Genomic DNA, 1,561 nt, shown 5'->3' on the forward strand with positions numbered 1-1,561 from the left:
TTCAATTTGGTGAACCGCCGTATACGAGACCCGTACGTACGGTGGTGTGAGAGGCGCACTCCGACTATTTTAGTCGGAGCCGTCTACTCGATTGGCTGTAGTTTTTTTATTAAAATCCTTTAATTTCTTCAATTGTCGAATCAATTAATGTTGGAATTTCATTATTTTCAATTTCAGAATAATTTACTTCTTGACCATTAAATAAATCTATTGCAGTACAATATTTAGAGTTCACGTAAAAGTCTTCAGAATAATGTTTCTTTAAATATCTATAAATTATATCTGCAAACATTCCTAATTCGGCTTTTTTAAAACCATTCAATTTAGCGACAAACCAAACTCCTCCAATTTCTTCACTATTATTTTCAGAAAATGAAAATATATGACTAGGTTTTGATTGAATATTTAAGCCTCCAATGTCAATTATAGATTTCAATTTTGGTTGTTTTAAGAAAGTTAACTCAGAACTGGGTCTTATATCTTGTAAGTCAAAGTCTTGGAAATTTAATAAAACATCAATGTTTCTTTGAAATTGGTCTTTTATTCTTTTGTCTTTAGCAAAATTGATTTTCTCTCTTAATAATTCAATTTTTTCTTCTAATAAGTCTTTATTTTCATATTTGTAAGCATTTGCAATTGCACTCAAGCAACTTATCCAATAATCTCCACCTGAACTTTCTTGAGGAACTTTCTCTTTTTTTAAATTATTTACAAAAGTTATTCTTGTTCGTTCATTTTTTCTCCTAAAATCAATTAAGTTTTTGATAGTTATCTTTTCCATTCTTTTTTTTTAACAATTATTTTTTCATTCTTTAGCAAATTTTCAAATTCAAGGTTTCGAGTGAGCAATTACAGCCAACGATTTATATATGGTTTGTTGCATTTTTGAAGCACTAAATTAAGTAAATAAAAACGGAATAGAAAATCCCCTAAGGATTTTCGTAAGTAGGTTCGCACTAGCAATAAATTATATATTTTGTTAACCTGCGTTTTTTTTAATTAAAATACCGATATAAAATCTCACATTTTTCAGGGTTTAACTTGTCTAAATTTTCATTCCTAATTGCATAAACAGGCTAAAAGTCCGCCGTTTTCATTTCAGAATTACAGACAGATTCTTGCGTAATATTTTTCAAAATCTGCTGCTTTACGATTCCGTTTCTATTGGATAAACAGGTTAAAATTCCGCCGTTTTCATTTCATAATTACAGACAGATTCTTGCGTAATTATTTGTCAGAATCTGCTGCGTTATAATTCCATTTCTGGTTGCGTAATATTTATCAGAATCCTACTTTTTTAAACCGCTTTTTTGCCAATATTGCGTGTAATTTGGCTTAATGTAGGTTAACGTTTTTATATATGGTTTGTTGCGTATTTCGAGCAACTAATTTAGTAAATAAAAACGGAATAGAAAATCCTTAAGGATTTTCGTAAGTAGTTAATCACAAGCAATGAATTATATATGGTGTGTGTGCCCAGCATGGGCATCTTTTGACTACCGAAAGGTAGTTTATTAATCTAGAGGGTGCAAGTCCCTTATGCGCAGGAGTAACGTTCTGA

General features: G+C 30.3%; 1 protein-coding gene. It reads right to left on the reverse strand.

Features of this window, described 5'->3' with window-relative positions; all coding sequences use genetic code 11:
* Positions 1-109: 109 nt before the first annotated feature.
* Positions 110-781: a hypothetical protein gene (locus tag DPIF8902391_RS10485; protein ID WP_101916491.1), complete on the reverse strand. Its 672-nt coding sequence runs from the start codon at positions 779-781 to the stop codon at positions 110-112.
* Between the last annotated feature and the right edge of the window lie 780 nt (positions 782-1,561).

It is taken from the genome of Tenacibaculum finnmarkense genomovar ulcerans (genome assembly GCF_900239495.1).
Taxonomy (GTDB): domain Bacteria; phylum Bacteroidota; class Bacteroidia; order Flavobacteriales; family Flavobacteriaceae; genus Polaribacter; species Polaribacter ulcerans.

Excerpts from the sequence above, each read along its gene's own strand:
- DPIF8902391_RS10485 (WP_101916491.1), bottom strand. The coding sequence starts at position 781 with ATGGAAAAGATAACTATCAAAAACTTAATTGATTTTAGGAGAAAAAAT.